Genomic DNA, 15562 nt, shown 5'->3' with positions numbered 1-15562 from the left:
GGCATGGGCCGGCCGTGGTTCGCAGGGGTCACTGCGTCGGGCAGTCGGCCCTGTGGTCGAACGTGGTGCCCGCGGCGACCCGGGTGAGGGCAATCTTCGCGCCGGCGCCCGCGCGCAGCGCGAACGGCACGTCGAGCCGGCTGGTGTCGGCGCCGGCCGCGCGCAGGCACTTCAGTTGCACGCCGAGCCGGGTCCATTCGCCCTTCGGCAGCCTGGCCAGCGCCTCGCCGATGGCGACCTCGCCGCCGCAGCCTTCGCCGCAGCCGGCGGCGAGGAAGGCCTGGCCATCGTCGGGCAGCGCGTCCACGCGCAGCTCGGCGACCACGAACACGTCGCCGTTGGTCTCGCGGCCCAGGTCGAGCGGCGCGTTGGCGCGCAGCTGCACGGTGGCGGGGGCAAAGAACGCGAACACGCGCGCGCCTTCCTGGCGCTCGTGGTTGATCGCGGCCATCTCCAGCGAACCGTCCCCGGTCCGGGCCATCGGGTGGATCACGTCCATCGCCACGTCGTCGGCGCCGACCAGGCGCAGGGTAAGGCCGGTGGTGGCGACGCCGTGCTCGAACCAGGTGTTGGTGCGCGAGGAATCGGGGTCGATGCCCGGGTCCTCGGACAGCTCCGGCAGGTTGCCGTCGTCGGCGTAGGTCAGGCCGTAGCCGTACGGGAACAGCGGGTCGTAGTCCGGCTGGCCGACGTTGTTGGCGTACTGGTCGGCGCGCTTCGGCCAGGAGAAGCCGAGCCTGCCCTTGAAGTCGTACTGGATGCCGCCGTCCGGCCCGCGCAACAGCACGTCGGCGATGCCGCCACCCTCCGATCCCGGCAGCCACGCGGCGACGAAGGCGTCGGAGGCGTTGATCTCGCGGTTGACCCACAGCGGGCGGCCGCTGAGGAACACCGACACCACCGGGATGCCGTCGGCCTTGAGCCTGCGGATCAGTTCCAGGTCGCCGGACTTTCCGCCCTTGAACAACAGGTTCGGCAGGTCGCCCTGGAACTCGGCATAGGGATCCTCGCCGAACACCACGATGGCCACGTCAGGCTTGCGCGTGTAGCGGCCGTCGATGGCGAGTTCGGCCTGGCCGCCGGCGGCCTCGATCTGGGCCTTCAGTCCCTCCCAGATCGAATCGGCGTTGGGGAAGTCGGCGCGGGTGGTGCCGTCGCCCTGCCAGGTCAACGTCCAGCCGCCGGACTGCTTGCCGACGTCGTCGGCGCCGTCGCCCGCGACCAGGATCCGCTGCTTCGGATGCAGGGGCAGGATGCCGTTCGCGTTCTTCAGCAGCACCAGAGACTCGCGCACCGCCTGGCGCGCGACTTTGCGGTGCTCGGGCGCGCCGAGCAGTTCGAACCGGCCACCGAGCACGCGCTCCGAGGGCCTGGGCTTTTCGAACAGGCCCATGCGGAACTTCACCGTGAGGATCCTGCGCACGGCGTCGTCGAGCCGTTCCATCGGGATGGTGCCGGCCTTCACGTGCGCCAGCGTGGACTCGTACAGCCCCTTCCAGCTGTCGGGCGCCATCGCCATGTCCAGGCCGGCGTTGAAGGTAACCGGGCAGTCGGTGTTGGTGCAGCCCGGGACCTGGCCATGGCCGTTCCAGTCGCCGACGATGAAGCCGCCGAAGTTCATCCGCCCCTTGAGCACGTCGGTGAGCAGGGGGCGGTGGCCATGCAGCTTCTGCCCGTGGAAGCTGTTGTACGAGGCCATGACCGTCTGCGCGCCGGCGGCGATCCCGGTCACGTAGCCCGCGCCGTGGATGTCGCGCAGCTGCGCCTCGGTGACCTCGGTGTTGCCCTGGTCCTTGCCGTCGGTGGTGCCGCCGTCGCCGAGGAAGTGCTTGACCGTGGCCAGCACGTGGTGGTCGTCGAGGAACTCCGGCGTGCCGGGCCTGCCCTGCAGGCCCTCGACGAACACGCCCGCGTACCCGGTGACCAGCTCCGGGTCCTCCGAGTAGCCTTCGTAGGTGCGGCCCCAGCGGTCGTCCTGCGGCACGGTGACGGTGGGAGCGAAGGTCCACTCCATGCCGGTGGTGCGGATCTCGATCGCGGTGATGCGCGCGATCTCGCGCAGCAGGTCGGGATTGCGCGTCGCACCGAGCCCGATGTTGTGCGGGAACAGGGTGGCGCCGACGATGTTGCTGTGGCCGTGCATGGCGTCGATGCCCCAGATGATGGGGATCGCCTTGCCGCCGCCGCTGGTGTCCATCGAGGCCTCCCAGAACGCGTCGGCCAGCGCAAGCCACTCCTCCGGCTTCGCGTTGTAGCGGCCGCCCGGGTCGGAGCCGCCGCCGGCGAGGATCGAGCCCAGGCGGTATTTGCGCACGTCCTCCGGGGTGACGCTGCCGATGTCGGCCTGGATGATCTGGCCGACTTTCTCCTCGACGGTCATCGAGGCGAGCAGTTCGTCGACCTTGCGCTCCAGCTCCGGGTCCGGCGGGAACGGCCATTCCACCTGCGGCCAGTGCGCGGGAACGACGGTGCCGGGATCCGTGGCCGCTTCCCGGCCGGATGGTTCGCGCGCGCAGCCCGCGAGCGCGAGCGGCAGGGCGAGCGCCAGCGCGGCGATGCGGAGGGGAAGGGAATCACGCAGGGTCATGGGTGGACTCCGTGGACGGTTTGCCGGTTTCGTGGCGATGGTCACGGCGGTAAAGTCCGCCAAGGGTTGACAGCGTTGTCAAGAAGCGCAGGATAGCCCGGGAGCGGCGGTGATGCTTGTTGCATGGCGTCATCCCCCCCGGCCCATGCCCGTCGCCCGCCATTCATCTGGCAGAATGCCGCGCTTCGGGGAGGGGCAACGGTTTGGTCAAGCGCAACCGGGTCAGGATCGAGGATGTGGCCGCAGCCGCGAACGTGTCGATGAAGACCGTCTCGCGCGTGCTCAACCATGAACCCAACGTCTCCGAGGAGACCCGCAGGCGGGTCGAGGAGGCGGTCGCCAGGCTGCAGTACCGTCCCAACCCGTCCGCGCGCACGCTCGCAGGCCGGCGCTCGTACCTGGTCGCGATGCTCTACGACAACCCGTCGAGCAACTACCTGATGGAGGTGGAGCTCGGCGTGCTCGACGCCTGCCAGTCGCAGCACTACAACATGATGCTGGCGCCGCTGGTCTACGACGCCAAGGACATCGTCGCCAAGGTCGAGGTGCTGGTCGTGCAGTCGCGGGTGGATGGCGTGGTGCTGACCCCGCCGATCACCGACGACCAGGCGCTGCTGCGGCGGCTCGACGAGCTGGGCGTGCCCTATGCCAGCGTGTCCCCGAAGGAGGAGAACCGCCGCATCGGCGTGATCGTCGACGAACGGCGCGCCGCGGCCGAGATCGTCGGACACCTGGCCTCGCTCGGGCACACCCGCATCGCCCACATCAAGGGGCACCCCGCGCATGGCGCCAGCGGCTGGCGCCTGGAGGGCTACCGGGAAGGGCTAGCGCGCGCGGGACTGCGCTACGAGCCCGCGCTGGTGGTGGACGGCGAGTTTTCCTACGACTCCGGCTACGTCGCGACGAACGCGTTGCTCGACCTGGCCAGGCCGCCGACCGCGATCTTCGCCGCCAACGACGACATGGCCGCCGGTGCAATCTGCGCGATCTGCGAGCGCGGCCTGTCGGTGCCGCGCGACGTGTCGGTCTGCGGTTTCGACGACACCCCGATCGCGCGGCACATCTATCCGGCGCTGACCACGGTGCGCCAGCCCACGCGGGAGATGGGCCGCCTCGCCGCGCTCGAGCTGCTCAAGGCGATCCGCAAGCCCGGCTCGGGCGGCATGGTCGAGGTGCCCTACACGCTGCAGCTGCGGCGCTCGACCGGCCCGGCGCCGGCCTGAGCCGCGGGCCACGCGAAGCCCGGGCCCGCGGCCGGCGGGCCCGCCGCGCCATGCACAGGGGCGGGCTCAGTGCCCGCCCTGCGCCGTCAGCCGGTCGAGGTTGATGCCCTGCCTGCGCAGGATCACGGGCGTGCGCGCCGCGTAGAACGCCAGGTAGGCGAAGCACAGCACCCCGACGATGAAGCTGTAGTGGATGCCGATGGCATCCGCCAGCGCGCCCTGCGCGTAGCTGACCAGGCCGCCGCCCATGATCATCATGATCAGCAGGCTGCTGCCCTGGTTGGTGTTGGTGCCCAGGCCGGTGATCGCGAGCGCGAAGATGCAGGGCCACATCGTGCTGCAGAACAGGCCCACGCTGATGAAGGCCACCACACTGGTCATGCCGGTGGTGAACATGCCGGTCAGCAGCGCCGCGATGCCGCACAGGGCGAAGATCAGCAGCATCCGCGCGGGATTGCCACGGCTGGCGAAGGTGGCCGCGACCATCAGCACGATCACGAATGCGTACACGAAGAAGTGCGAGATCTCGTGCCGGGCGATGGCGTTCACCGTGAGGAACACGCCGAACGCGAGGTAGGGCAGCAGCACGGTCAGCATCCGCCGGGTGCGCTGGCTGGCGTCGAAAGCGCCGGCGGCGCCTGCCCAGCGGCCGATCATCAGGCTGGCCCAGTACAGCGACACGAACGGCGCGATCAGCGCGGTCTCGATGCCGAGCCCGCCCCGCTCCTTCGGCAGCTCGAGGTAGGCGGGCAGGTTGGCGATCGTCGCCACCTCCACGCCCACGTACACGAAGATCGCGATCATGCCCAGCACGAGCTGCGGGTAGGCGAACGCGGACGGCTTGTGCACCAGCTTGTCCGCGTCCTCGGCCTCCTGCCGGGCGATGCTGTCCAGGTCGATGTGGTTGGGCACCGAGGAGAGCTTCAGGAACAGCGCCACCAGCACGAACGCCGCGCCCAGCACCAGGTACGGGACCTTGACGCTCTCGATGCTGGCCTCGGTGTTGCCGGCGGTCACGCTGCCGAAGATCGCCAGGCTGACCAGCAGCGGGCCGACCGTGGTGCCGAGGTTGTTGACGCCGCCGGCCATGGTCAGCCGCTGCGCGCCGGTCGCCGGGTTGCCCATCACGATCGCCAGCGGGTTGGCGGCGATCTGCTGGAGCGAGAAGCCGAGGCCGACGATGAACAGGCCCGACAGCATCAGCCCGAACGAACCGGTGTTGGCCGCCGGGTAGAACAGCAGCGAACCCATGGCCGAGATCACCAGGCCAAGGGCGATGCCGTTCTTGTAGCCGATGCGGTTGAGCAGGTCGGCGCCGATGGCCCTGGAAGTGAGGAAGTAGATGACCGAGCCGACGGTATAGGCGACGTAGAACGCCACGGACACGTACTGGCTCTGGGCCTGGGTGAGCTGGAACGCCTTCTTGAAGACCGGGATCAGGATGTCGTTGCTCGCGGCGACGAAGCCCCAGAAGAAGAAGACCGTGATCAGGACAAGGAACTGGGGCCAACGCGTCTGCTGTGTCATGTCTTCTTCCTGCAGATGTTGAAAGGCCCCCGGGCCATGGGGCCCGGGGGGCGGACGTCCGGGGCCGGCCGGACGGGTTGGTACTTTGCCACAGGATGGTCCGGCGGGAAGGCGCTCAGAACTGGTAGCGGACCCTCAGGCCGTAGCTGCGGGCGTCATTGAGGAAGCGGACGTTGATCCCGGAGCCGACAAGCGCCTTCTGGGAGATGTCCTTGTCGAGCAGGTTGCTGCCCCAGGCCTCGAAGCGCCAGTGGCCATCCAGGGTGGTGAAGCCGATGCCGGCGTTGAGGGTGGTCTCCGCCTTCTGGCGGTCCGGGAATCCCGCGGTGGCCGCATCCTCGACGCGGTCCACGGTCCCGGCCGTGTCGGAAACGAAGACCACGTCCCGGTTGTTGTACTGGGTCAGGTAGTACGCCGAGCGGTAGGAGGCGAGGACCTGCCAGTCCAGGGTGCCGCGGGCCAGCTCGATGGTGTGCTGCAGCCTCGCGTTGAACGTCAGCTTCGGGGCGAGCGGGAGCTCGTTCCCGGACAGGTCGATCATCGAGGTGATGCCGCCGGCGTCGTAGTTCTGGCTGCGCACGTCCGCCACGACGCCCTCCTTGATCTCGCTGTCGAGCCAGAGGGCGTTGAGGTTGAGCATGAAGCCGTTCCCGAAGCGCAGCACGCTCTCGGCCTCCACGCCGTACACCACCGACTTGCCGACGTTGCGGTTGACCAGCGAATAGCCGGTGGCCTCGCCGAGCTCGTTGACCGCGATGACCGTCAGGTCCTGGAAAACCTGGTCGGTATAGTCGTAGTAGAAGGCGCTGACGTTGAGGGTCGAGGGACGGCCGAACCAGCGCCCGCTGTACTTGCTGCCGATTTCCCAGGCGATGATCGACTCGGGCTTGAACGTCTCGGGGACCTCGTTGACGTCGAACGTGTCATTGAAGCCGCCCGCCTTGTGGCCACTGGAGACCGTGGCATAGAGCAGGTGGTTGTCGCTCCGGTCGTACTCCAGGCCGAGGCGCCAGTCGGTGAAGTCGAACTCGCTTTCGCCGAACTGCTGCCCGGGATGCCGCTCACCTGGACCCAGCTCTGGTAGGGGCAGTCGATGGTGTCGCCGCCGATGTCGGGGCGGTCGATGCAGCCGAAGTCGCCGCCGTCCGCGACCGGGCCGATCTGCGCCAGGATGGTGTCGTTGGCGCCGTGGGACAGGATGCCCTCAAGGAGGAACCTGGCACGGTCCGCCTGCGAGGTGATGCCGGTCACGTCGAAGTTCGGGCGGCGCATGAATGCCGGCTTGAAGCCGGGGGTGCCGAGGCGGGTGGCGAAGTCCCCGCCGACGCCGGGCAGGCCCAGCGCCCAGTTGCCGCCGATGCCGTAGCGGGACTTGTATTCCTCGGTGTAGCGCAGGCCGCCCTTGATGCGCAGGCGGTCGTTGATGTCGAAGGTGCCGTCGGCGAAGATCGCGGACGAACGCCCCTTGACGTCCGGCATCGTGAACTCGGTGCCCGAGTACCAGCGCCCCTTGTCCACCAGGGACAGGTAGCCCACCTGCTGTTCCTCCTCGAAGTGGAACAGGCCGGCCGTCCAGCGGAACCTGGCGTCGTCGTCGGACACCAGCCGGAGTTCGTGGATCTTCGACTTCGACAGGGTCATCCAGTACTGCGTGGAATAGTTGTCGTAGTCGATGCCGCCCGGGTTGTCGGGCGAGACCGGGTCGACGTTGCGGCCGGGCCACCAGATGCCCTCGCTCTGCGCGTTGACCTGCTGGAAATCGACGTCGCGGTAGCTGGCGTGGTATTCCAGCGTGACCGGCCCGAAGTCGTAGCTGATGTTGGCGAGCGCGCCCCAGTTGGTGCTGTCGAGCCTGCCCTGGGCGCCACGGTAGATGACCTTGCGCAGGTCCAGCTCGTCGGGCATGAACCCGGCGCGGACCGCGCCGATGATGTTGGCGCCCGGGTAGCCGGTGCCGCCTTCCTTGCCCATGTCGGCCATCAGCAGCACCGAGAGCTTGTCGTCCGGCCTGTACAGGAACGAGATGCGCCCGCCCTTTTCGTCCTGGATGCCGGCGGGGTCGAGGTGCCGGGCGGCGCCCGCGTTCTCGAACGACGAGCCTTTCTCGTTCTTGTAGCCGGCCACGCGCAGTGCCGCCCAGCCGCCGAGGGGCAGGTTCAGCGCGAACTCGCCGGCGCGATGGTCGCGGTTGCCGGCTTCCAGCTGCGCGTATCCGCCGAACGCGTCGAGGTCCGGGCGCTTGGTGATGATGTTCAGCGTGCCGGCCAGCGCGTTGCGGCCACGCAGGGTGCCCTGCGGGCCCTTGTTGATCTCGACGCGCTCGATGTCGAAGAACATGGCGCCCAGGCCGCGCGGGCGGGGGATGTAGGCACCGTTGATGTGCGGCGCGGCACCCGGGTCGCCGAGCTCGGTGTTGTTGGCCGAGCCCACGCCGCGGATGAAGATCTCCAGGTTGCCTTCCTGGTTCGCCATGTTCATGCCGGGAACCAGGGTCTGGATGTTGCGCAGTTCGTTGTTGATGCCCAGTGCGCGGGTGTCGTCGCCGGAGATCGACTGGGCGGTGCCGGCGTATTTCTGCAGGTCCTGCTCACGGCGCTCGACCGTCACGATGACGGCGTCGAGGGTGGTTGCTTCGGAAGCCTGGCCCGATGGCGGCGCGTCCTCCCGGCTGGCGGCCGTCTGCGCCATCGCGGGCAGCACGGAGGTGGTGGCGAACAACGAGGCCGAAGATCGCGCGCGCAAGCGCGCTCCGTCGGCATGTCCTGCTCATGTCTCCCCTCCCGGAGCAGTTGACTTGATTTGTGTGTGCGGATTCCCGGCCCCGAGGCCCGGGTCCGACCGGGTTGTAACGGCAGTTGACAACGCTGTCAACATGGGCCGGCGGATTTCCGACGGATGTCAGGGGAACGGCCGGATCCGGTCGCATTCATGGGGCCTGCCTTCCGCATCGCAGCATGGCCGCGCCGGCACCGGGTGCGTCTTGGCAGGCCACCGTGCGGCCGTTAACCTCCGCGCTCCCCCACGACAGCGAACCGCGATGACGAACCCGCAACCGCCCCGCCTGACCCCGCTGGCCCGGCTGATCTTCTGGTCCCGCTGGCTGCAGCTGCCGCTGTACCTGGGGTTGATCGTGGCCCAGTGCGTCTACGTGTTCCTGTTCGCCAAGGAGCTGTGGCACCTGATCCACGACGCCTCCAACATGGGCGAGCAGGAGATCATGCTGATCGTGCTGGGCCTGATCGACGTGGTGATGATCTCCAACCTGCTGGTGATGGTGATCATCGGCGGCTACGAGACCTTCGTCTCGCGGCTGCGCCTGGAGGGCCACCCGGACCAGCCGGAGTGGCTGAGCCATGTCAACGCCTCGGTGCTGAAGGTCAAGCTGGCGATGGCGATCATCGGGATCTCCTCGATCCACCTGCTGAAGACCTTCATCGCCGCCGGCGTGCTCAACGGCCTGCCGTTCTGCCCGCCGGAGCTGATCGCCACCGCCGCCTCCAACATCGGCGCCTCGCGCTGCAGCGCCCTGACCACCGACGGCGTGCTGTGGCAGACCATCATCCACGTGGTGTTCATCCTGTCGGCGCTGGGCATCGCCTGGACCGACAAGCTCATGGCCAGCTTCAGCCAAAACCACCGGCACGACCACCACGTGATGTGAGGCAGCCGCCGGCCCGCCTGCCGGGCCCGCGCCTTTCCGGGAGGGCCGCCGCCAGGCGGCCCTTTTCCGTTCACCTTCCCGGCGCCGCCGCCGGTCGCGCACCGTGGCCGGGGTGCCCGCGGACGTAAAATGGGCGGATGGATGTCTCCCACCTTCTCGACGGCCTCAACGCCGCGCAGCGCGAGGCCGTCTCGGCGCCGCCCGGCCACTACCTGGTGCTGGCCGGTGCCGGCTCGGGCAAGACCCGGGTCCTGACCCACCGCATCGCCTGGCTCAACGAGGTGCTGGGCGTGCCCACCCACGGGATCCTCGCGGTCACCTTCACCAACAAGGCCGCCGGCGAGATGCGCGCCCGCGCCGACCAGCTGCTGCGCCACGGCGCGCGCGGCATGTGGATCGGCACCTTCCACGGCCTGGCGCACCGGCTGCTGCGCCTGCACTGGAACGAGGCGCGCCTGCCCGAGTCCTTCCAGGTGCTGGACGCCGAGGACCAGCTGCGCCTGGTCAAGCGCGTGGCCCAGCAGCTGGAGCTGGAGGAAGGGCGCTTCCCGCCGCGGCAGATCGCCTGGTGGATCAACGCGCAGAAGGACGAGGGCCGGCGCCCGCAGCACATCCAGGCGGTCAACGACCCCTGGACCGAGGCGCTGCGCCGGGCCTACGAGCTGTACCAGGAGCGCTGTGACCGCGCCGGCCTGGTGGACTTCGCCGAGCTGCTGCTGCGCGCGCACGAGCTGCTGCGCGACAACCCGGCCCTGCTGCAGCACTACCGCACCCGCTTCCGCGACCTGCTGATCGACGAGTTCCAGGACACCAACGCCATCCAGTACGCCTTCGTGCGGGTGCTGGCCGGCGACACCGGCCGGGTGTTCGTGGTCGGCGACGACGACCAGGCCATCTACGGCTGGCGCGGCGCGCGGGTGGAGAACGTGCAGCAGTTCCTGCGCGACTTCCCCGGCGCCAGGACCATCCGCCTGGAGCAGAACTACCGCTCCACCGCCAACATCCTCAACGCCGCCAACGCGGTCATCGCCCACAACCCGGACCGCATCGGCAAGCAGCTGTGGACCGACGCCGGCGACGGCGAACCGGTGGACGTGTACGCGGCCTACAACGAGATGGACGAGGCCCGCTTCGTGGTCGAGCGCATCCGCCAGTGGGTGCGCGACGGCGGCAGCTGGCGCGAGGCGGCGGTGCTGTACCGCAGCAACGCGCAGTCGCGCGCCCTGGAGGAGGTGTTGCTGGCCGAGCAGGTGCCGTACCGGGTGTACGGCGGCATGCGCTTCTTCGAGCGGGCCGAGGTCAAGGACACCCTGGCCTACCTGCGCCTGGTGGCCAACCGCGACGACGACGCGGCTTTCGAGCGCGCGGTCAACACCCCGGCGCGCGGCATCGGCGACCGCACCCTGGACGAGATCCGCCGCCGCGCCCGCGGCGACGGCACTTCGCTGTGGAAGGCGGCCTCGGCACTGGTCTCGGGCAACCTGCTGGCGGCGCGCGCGCGCAACGCGGTGGCCGGCTTCCTGGGCCTGATCGAGGCCCTGGACGCGGAGACCACCGACCTGCAGCTGAAGGACCGCGTGGACCACGTGCTGGGCCGCTCCGGCCTGCGCGAGCACTGGGCCAGCGAGGCGCGCGGCCAGCTGGACGCCGAATCGCGCCTGGAGAACCTGGACGAGCTGGTGTCGGTGGCCTCGCGCTTCTCCCGCGCCGAGCTGGACGACGGGCAGGAGAGCATGAGCGAGCTGGTCGCCTTCCTCTCCTACGCGGCGCTGGAGGCCGGCGAGGGCCAGGCCCAGGCCGACGAGGACGGCGTGCAGCTGATGACCCTGCACTCGGCCAAGGGCCTGGAGTTCCCGCTGGTGTTCCTGGTCGGCATGGAGGAGGGCCTGTTCCCCAGCAGCAAGTCGCTGGAGGAGGCCGGCCGCCTGGAGGAGGAGCGGCGCCTGGCCTACGTGGGCATCACCCGCGCCCGGCAGAAGCTGGTGCTGACCTACGCCGAGACCCGCCGCATCCACGGCATGGACAACTACGGCATGCCCTCGCGCTTCCTGCGCGAGATCCCCGGCCACCTGCTCAACGAGGTGCGGCCGCGGGTGCAGGTGTCGCGGCCGCTGGCCCCGCCGCCGCGCGCGGCCCACCCGGTGCTGGAGCCGCCGCCGCTGAAGCTGGGCCAGGGCGTCATCCACCCGACCTTCGGCCGCGGCGTGGTCACCGACTACGAGGGCAGCGGCGCGCATGCCCGGGTCCAGGTCAACTTCGACGAGGCCGGCAGCAAGTGGCTGGTGCTGGCCTTCGCCAACCTGCGCCCGGCCTGAGGCAGGGGAAGCACCGATTGCCCCGGCGCCCGCGCGGGTGTGCAATGCAGGCCACAGCCGCGCGGAGGTAGCCGCCATGTACAAGCGCATCCTGATCGCCACCGACGGGTCCGAACTGGGCAACCGCGGCCTGGACCACGGCCTGCAGCTGGCCGCCGCGTTGCGGGTGCCGGTGGTGGTGGTGACCGTCACCGAGCCGTGGATGCCGGCCTTCGACGACGCGATGGCCATGACCGCCGCCCCGTCCATGCGCGAGCAGTACCGCCAGGGCTGCGAGCGCTCGGCCCAGCGCATCCTCGGCGACGCGGCCGCGCAGGCCGCCGCCGCCGGGGTGGAGTGCGCCACGGTGCACGTGCCGGACGGGTACCCGGCCGAGGGCATCGTCAAGGCCGCCGAGGAGCACGGCGTGGAGCTGGTGGTGATGGCCTCGCACGGCCGTCGCGGCCTGGGCAAGGTGCTGCTGGGCAGCCAGACCGAGGCGGTGCTGGCGCGCTGCCGGATCCCGGTGCTGGTGGTGCGCTGAGCGCCGCGCGGGCGGCCGGATCAGGCCGCCCCGCCCAGGTGCTCGTACAGGATCGCCGCGCCGATCCCGATCATCACCAGGCCGCCGAGCAGCTCGGCGCGCTTGCCGGTCACCGCGCCCAGCACCCGGCCCAGCAGGATGCCGGTGGTGACCATCACCAGGGTGCACAGGCCGATGACCAGCGCCACCAGGGCGATGTTCACCTCCAGAAAGGCCAGGCTCACGCCCACCGCCATGGCGTCGATGCTGGTGCCCAGCGCCAGCAGGGCCATGCCCCAGAAGCCGCGGTGGCGCGGCGGGATGTCCGCCTCGTCCGGGCGGATGCCGTGCCAGACCATGTGCAGGCCCAGCAGGGCCAGTACGCCGAAGGCGATCCAGTGGTCCCAGGCCTTGATGTAGCGCGCCGCGGCGACGCCGGCCAGCCAGCCCAGCAGCGGGGTCAGCCCCTCGATCACGCCGAAGGTCAGGCCGGCGCGCAGCGCGTCGGGCAGGCGCGGCCGCTGCATGGCCGCGCCCTTGCCCAGCGCCGCGGCGAAGGCATCGGTCGACATGGCCATGCCGATCAGGAGGATGGAGGGAAGGCTCATCGGGGCGTCATCGCGGTTGGAGGGCGGACAGGGCCCTGCCGGCGTCCAACCATGACGCCGCCGGGAGGGCCGTTGGTCTCGCCAACCGTGATGGCGTCCGCGCCACGGCCGCCTGGCCGAGCATGTTGACGCGGACGCTCCGCCGCGGGGCGGGCGGAGCAGGCTACTCCCCAATGAACGGTCGGAATGATACACCCCGGGGAAAGCGGCCGTTTGACCGTACGCCAACGCAGGGACTGCCCGCCGGGACATGTGGCCGACGCCGGACCGGCGTAGGATCGGACCCGGCCAAGTCCGTGCCGCCAGGAGGAGGAGAACCACCATGCACTCGCCTTCACGCCGCCGGTTCCTCGCCACGTCCGCCGCCGTGGGGTTCGGCCTGCTTGCCGGCCCGCTGCGCGCCGGCGGAGCGCAGGACGCATCCAGCGCCACCCCCGGGCCGCTGCTGGCCCGCGCGGTCCCGTCCACCGGGGAGATGCTGCCGGTGATCGGCGCCGGCACCTCGGGCAGCTACGACGTGGCCTTCGACTCGCCCGAGTACGCCGCCCTCAGGGAGGTCGTACGGATCTTCTTCGAGGGCGGCGGGCGGGTGATCGACACCTCGCCCAACTACGGCCGCTCCGACACGGTGCTCGGCCGCCTGCTCGACGAGGGCGGCTGGCGCGACCGCTGCTTCCTGGCCACTAAGATCGCCGCCGACAGCCGCCAGGAGGCCGAGGCGCAGTGGGCCGAGTCGCTGCGCCGCCTGCGCACCGACCACGTCGAACTGCTGCAGGTCCACAACATGCGCCACTGGCAGGAGCAGCTGCCCTACGCGCACGAGCTCAAGGCGCAGGGCAGGACCCGCTACGTGGGCATCACCCACTACACCGACGCAGGCCTGGAGGAGATGGAGCGCATCCTGCGCCGGGAGAAGCTGGACTTCATCCAGATCCACTACTCGGTCAACGCGCCGCGGGCCGCCGACACGGTGCTGCCGCTGGCGCAGGACCGCGGCGTGGCGGTGCTGGTCAACCGCGCCTTCGACGACGGCCGCCTGTTCGCGAAGGTGGCCGGCCAGCCGCTGCCGGGCTGGGCCGCGGAGGTGGGCGTGACCTCGTGGGCGCAGCTGTTCCTGAAGTTCGCCATCAGCCATCCGGCGGTGACCGCGGTGATCCCGGCCACCGGCAAGCCCGAGCGCCAGCGCGACCAGCTGCGCGCCGGCACCGGGCCGCTGCTGAGCGAAGCCCAGCGGCGGGAGCTGGTCCGCCGCTTCGCCGCGTGAGCCCGCGCATGGGCGAACGCTCCGGCGGCCACATGCCCTGGCTGGCGCGCGTGTTCGGCGTGCGCCCCTGCGAGGCCCCGGCGGTGGCCGCCGGGCTGGCCATGTTCTTCCTGCTGTTCACCGGCTACTTCATGCTGCGGCCGGTACGCGAGGCCATGGGCGTGGCCGGCGGCGTGGACAACCTGCAGTGGCTGTTCACCGGCACCTTCGTGGTGACCCTGGCGATCCTGCCGCTGTTCGGCTGGGTGGCCTCGCGGGTGCCGCGCCGGCGCATCGCGCCCTGGGTGTTCGGTGGCGTGGTGGCCACCCTGCTCGGCTTCGGCGCGGGCCTGGTGCTGCAGCCGGAGCACGTGTGGGCCGGGCGCGCGTTCTTCATCTGGGTCTCGGTGATCAACATGCTGCTGATCTCCCTGGCCCGGAGCGTGCTGGCCGACGTGTTCGCTGCCGGCGAGGCCAAGCGCCTGTTCGCCCTGATGGCCTCCGGCGCCTCCGCCGGCGGCCTGCTCGGCCCGGTCCTGACCACCCTGCTGGTCGGCCCGCTGGGCCACGGCGGCCTGCTGCTGCTGTCGGCGGCGCTGATCGGCGCCAGCGGGGCCACTGCACTGTGGCTGCACCGCTGGCGCGACCGCCATCCGCTGCGGGACGGGCAGGCCGCCGCGGCGGTGCGGCCGGTGCGCCTGGGTGGCAACCCGTTCGCCGGCGCCACCGCGGTGTTCCGCTCGCCGTTCCTGCTGGGCATCGCCCTGTTCGTGGTGCTGCTGGCCACCGTCACCACCTTCCTGTATTTCGAACAGGCGCGGCTGGTGGCCGGGCTGTTCCCGGACCGCGCGCAGCAGACCCGGGTGTTCGGCCTGATCGACACCACGGTGCAGGTGCTGTCCATCCTCGCCCAGCTGTTCCTGACCGGGCGCATCGCCCAGCGCCTGGGCGTGGGCGTGCTGCTGGTGGGCGTGCCGCTGGTGATGGCGGCGGGCTTCCTGTGGCTGGCCCTGGCCCCGGCCTTCGCGGTGTTCGTGGTGGTGATGGTCGCCCGCCGCGCCGGCGAGTACGCGCTGGTGCGGCCGGGCCGGGAGATGCTCTACACGGTGGTCGCGGCCGAGGACAAGTACAAGGCCAAGAACTTCATCGACACGGTGGTGTACCGCGGCGGCGACGCCCTCAGCGGCTGGGTCAAGCGCCTGCTGGACGTGATCGGCGAACATCCCTCGCTGGCCATGTTCATCGGCGCCGGCATCGCCCTGGTCTGGGCCGGCACCGGCCTCGGCCTCGGCCGCGCCCAGCGCCGCCGCGAGCAGGCCGCCGTCACCCTGTAGGCACCACGCCCGCGATCGGGGCGGCGGATCCCGGCGCCGCGGGCCCGCACGCCGCCCTGCGTCCCCGCCGCGGGGGCGTGTGGTGGGGATGGGGGCGTCGCGCCGCCGCCTGCGCGGCGCTAGCAGCTTGTTGAAATTCTCCCGCGCCAGAGCTTGCTTTCAAGCCCTCTGTTTGCGATATCGACCTCAGCCATAGTGGAGGGCGTGGGATGCGCGGTGCAGACGTCACTCAGGAATCGTTGTTCACGGTCGCCAAGCTCGCCGACTTCGTCCCGGCGAACCATCCGCTCCGATCCATTCGGGAGCTGGCCGATGAGGCGCTCAGGCGCATGAGCGGCCTGTTTTCGGCGCTGTACGCCGATACCGGCCGCGCCTCCATCGCGCCGGAGAAACTGATGCGGGCGCAGCTGCTGCAGCTGTTCTACTCGATCCGGAGCGAGCGGATGCTGATGGAGCAGCTCCACTACAACCTGCTGTTCCGCTGGTTCGTCGGTATCGCGATCGACGAGCCGGTCTGGGATCACTCCGTGTTCTCGAAGAACCGGGATCGTTTGAACGGAAA

At 70.3% G+C, this 15562-nt stretch carries 10 protein-coding genes, 2 pseudogenes and 1 riboswitch; of the genes and pseudogenes, 7 read left to right on the top strand and 5 right to left on the bottom strand.

Annotated elements, in window-relative coordinates:
• Positions 1-28: 28 nt before the first annotated feature.
• Positions 29-2587, bottom strand: a complete 2559-nt coding sequence (locus CR938_RS08845) for a glycoside hydrolase family 3 protein (protein ID WP_162124663.1) — start codon at positions 2585-2587, stop codon at positions 29-31.
• A 236-nt stretch (positions 2588-2823) separates the two neighbouring features.
• Between CR938_RS08845 and CR938_RS08840 the strand changes: the two genes are divergently transcribed.
• On the top strand, positions 2824-3810 hold the full coding sequence (locus CR938_RS08840) for a LacI family DNA-binding transcriptional regulator (protein ID WP_343038579.1): 987 nt from the start codon (positions 2824-2826) through the stop codon (positions 3808-3810).
• Positions 3811-3876: 66 nt separating this feature from the next.
• On the opposite strand, the pseudogene CR938_RS08835 reads toward CR938_RS08840, so the two are convergent.
• The 3 genes and pseudogenes from CR938_RS08835 to CR938_RS14655 form a co-directional block, all read right to left on the bottom strand.
• Positions 3877-5388: pseudogene (locus tag CR938_RS08835) on the bottom strand (MFS transporter); the annotation flags it as partial.
• Positions 5389-5452: 64 nt separating this feature from the next.
• A complete protein-coding gene (locus CR938_RS14660; protein ID WP_246191027.1) occupies positions 5453-6337 on the bottom strand; it encodes a TonB-dependent receptor domain-containing protein in 885 nt (294 codons plus the stop codon).
• Positions 6338-7653: 1316 nt separating this feature from the next.
• Positions 7654-8025 (bottom strand): annotated as a pseudogene (locus tag CR938_RS14655) (TonB-dependent receptor); the annotation flags it as partial.
• Positions 8026-8374: 349 nt separating this feature from the next.
• Between CR938_RS14655 and CR938_RS08825 the strand changes: the two are divergent.
• From CR938_RS08825 to CR938_RS08815, 3 genes are all read left to right on the top strand, one after another.
• Positions 8375-8998 carry a TIGR00645 family protein gene (locus tag CR938_RS08825; protein ID WP_162124661.1) on the top strand — a complete coding sequence of 208 codons (624 nt, stop codon included), beginning with the start codon at positions 8375-8377 and terminating at the stop codon, positions 8996-8998.
• 137 nt (positions 8999-9135) lie between these two features.
• The gene (gene uvrD / locus CR938_RS08820) at positions 9136-11313 is read left to right on the top strand and encodes a DNA helicase II (RefSeq protein WP_162124660.1); all 2178 of its coding nucleotides are present in this window, start codon (positions 9136-9138) and stop codon (positions 11311-11313) included.
• 76 nt (positions 11314-11389) lie between these two features.
• Positions 11390-11836: a universal stress protein gene (locus CR938_RS08815; RefSeq protein ID WP_162124659.1), complete on the top strand. Its 447-nt coding sequence runs from the start codon at positions 11390-11392 to the stop codon at positions 11834-11836.
• 20 nt (positions 11837-11856) lie between these two features.
• On the opposite strand, the gene CR938_RS08810 is transcribed toward CR938_RS08815, so the two are convergent.
• Positions 11857-12423, bottom strand: a complete 567-nt coding sequence (locus CR938_RS08810; RefSeq protein ID WP_162124658.1) for a manganese efflux pump MntP — start codon at positions 12421-12423, stop codon at positions 11857-11859.
• A gap of 47 nt (positions 12424-12470) precedes the next feature.
• Positions 12471-12615, bottom strand: a riboswitch (yybP-ykoY riboswitch).
• A 130-nt stretch (positions 12616-12745) separates the two neighbouring features.
• On the opposite strand from CR938_RS08810, the gene CR938_RS08805 reads away from it, so the two are divergent.
• From CR938_RS08805 to CR938_RS08795, 3 genes are all read left to right on the top strand, one after another.
• On the top strand, positions 12746-13687 hold the full coding sequence (locus tag CR938_RS08805; protein ID WP_162124657.1) for an aldo/keto reductase: 942 nt from the start codon (positions 12746-12748) through the stop codon (positions 13685-13687).
• Between the two features lie 8 nt (positions 13688-13695).
• On the top strand, positions 13696-15000 hold the full coding sequence (locus CR938_RS08800; RefSeq protein WP_211365208.1) for an NTP/NDP exchange transporter: 1305 nt from the start codon (positions 13696-13698) through the stop codon (positions 14998-15000).
• A gap of 209 nt (positions 15001-15209) precedes the next feature.
• A partial coding sequence (locus tag CR938_RS08795; RefSeq protein ID WP_162124656.1) for a transposase occupies positions 15210-15562 on the top strand: 353 nt, incomplete at its 3' end.

The sequence above is a fragment of the Pseudoxanthomonas taiwanensis genome (assembly GCF_010093135.1).
GTDB lineage: Bacteria > Pseudomonadota > Gammaproteobacteria > Xanthomonadales > Xanthomonadaceae > Pseudoxanthomonas > Pseudoxanthomonas taiwanensis.
Note: the sequence above shows the minus strand (reverse complement) of the source record. Positions and strands in the feature narration are given on the sequence as shown.

Bases quoted from the DNA above. Each gene is read 5' to 3' on its own strand.
- uvrD (WP_162124660.1), top strand. From the start codon at position 9,136: ATGGATGTCTCCCACCTTCTCGACGGCCTCAACGCCGCGCAGCGCGAG.
- CR938_RS08800 (WP_211365208.1), top strand. From the start codon at position 13,696: ATGGGCGAACGCTCCGGCGGCCACATGCCCTGGCTGGCGCGCGTGTTC.
- CR938_RS08845 (WP_162124663.1), bottom strand. From the start codon at position 2,587: ATGACCCTGCGTGATTCCCTTCCCCTCCGCATCGCCGCGCTGGCGCTC.
- CR938_RS08825 (WP_162124661.1), top strand. From the start codon at position 8,375: ATGACGAACCCGCAACCGCCCCGCCTGACCCCGCTGGCCCGGCTGATC.
- CR938_RS08805 (WP_162124657.1), top strand. From the start codon at position 12,746: ATGCACTCGCCTTCACGCCGCCGGTTCCTCGCCACGTCCGCCGCCGTG.
- CR938_RS08815 (WP_162124659.1), top strand. From the start codon at position 11,390: ATGTACAAGCGCATCCTGATCGCCACCGACGGGTCCGAACTGGGCAAC.
- CR938_RS08810 (WP_162124658.1), bottom strand. From the start codon at position 12,423: ATGAGCCTTCCCTCCATCCTCCTGATCGGCATGGCCATGTCGACCGAT.